This is a genomic window from Shewanella surugensis (genome assembly GCF_023284005.1).
GTDB lineage: Bacteria > Pseudomonadota > Gammaproteobacteria > Enterobacterales > Shewanellaceae > Shewanella > Shewanella surugensis.
Genome location: NZ_JAKIKS010000324.1, coordinates 1 through 1,113, shown reverse-complemented (window position 1 = coordinate 1,113; position 1,113 = coordinate 1). Strand labels below are relative to the sequence as shown.

At 38.8% G+C, this 1,113-nt stretch carries 1 protein-coding gene; it reads right to left on the bottom strand.

Annotated elements, in window-relative coordinates:
* Positions 1-56: 56 nt before the first annotated feature.
* The gene (locus L2764_RS27315) at positions 57-974 is read right to left on the bottom strand and encodes a nucleotidyl transferase AbiEii/AbiGii toxin family protein (protein ID WP_248943470.1); all 918 of its coding nucleotides are present in this window, start codon (positions 972-974) and stop codon (positions 57-59) included.
* Positions 975-1,113 lie beyond the last annotated feature (139 nt).

Genomic DNA, 1,113 nt, shown 5'->3' with positions numbered 1-1,113 from the left:
ATCATTTTTAGTCATTACGATGTTCCTTTTGTTAATTGTTGATCGGCCAAGATCAATTAACAGGTTACATCGCAATGCTTTATCCTCATACACCAGAAACGACTATAGCTCGTAAAAAACATCCCACCTTTAATCGCATTTTCATGATCTTTTGCGATATCAACTACCCTTTGTTCATCGGGTATTAACAAAATATTGCCTGCGATAATTTCCTCGTAGTTAACACCGGGACTAGCCCATCGATGTTTCTTCATTTCAATAACATTGTTTCTGGTCGTTTCAGAATTTAGGGGATCTGCAAATGTCATAGTCAACAAGCAATCCACATCATACCAGTGCCTAGACAACCTATCGGGATTAGGCGAGCTTTTTTGAGTACAAAATTGATGTAAGGCTGTCAGCTTTTCCCACAAAATATATTTTGCCTGATAGGCACTCACTTTCGCTTGAGGTAATATTAAGGACTCTAGACCTGGTGTGTGCCTCAAATAGCAATCAACTGCGATAGTATTAGTGGGTTTTCCTCTGTTTCTTCCACCAAACTCCAGCAGGATATGATCTAATTGGTAATCATGGGTTCCTTTTGTAACGCGAGGAAAATGAATATCAATCTTCTCCCCATCAGAATCATCTTCCATTTCAGCATACAAGCCTTCAATATTATACTGAGATAAGCGTTCGTTAAGAGTGACAACTAAGTTTTCGCTCCAAATTTGTAATTTTTTTTGTTGAGCTTTCCTAAATTTAGTATTTTGACTTCGACTTTGAGTTCTCTTGGCCCATACGGCTAATTCCTCTTCTTCTGTGTGCCCAGATAGGTCAGCCCAATGGATTGATAAATCGATATCTTCTGAGAATCGAGAAATAGCTTCCCAGCATTTACTCAATGCTGTTCCGCCTTTAAACGCTACTGAAAATTCTCCTAATAATTTTTCATCATAGAACAAAACATAGACAGCCATCATTAATGGCATATTTTAAATCCTCCGACTAAGCTTTATGGACTAGGGGGCGTTGACAATTACGCTAACCAAATCATAGAAGCAGCTAATTGAAGCGTCCCTAAATAGTACTTAGCCTTTCTCTCATAGCGCGTAGCCACTCTACGGAACT

Excerpts from the sequence above, each read along its gene's own strand:
- L2764_RS27315 (WP_248943470.1), bottom strand. The coding sequence starts at position 974 with ATGCCATTAATGATGGCTGTCTATGTTTTGTTCTATGATGAAAAATTA.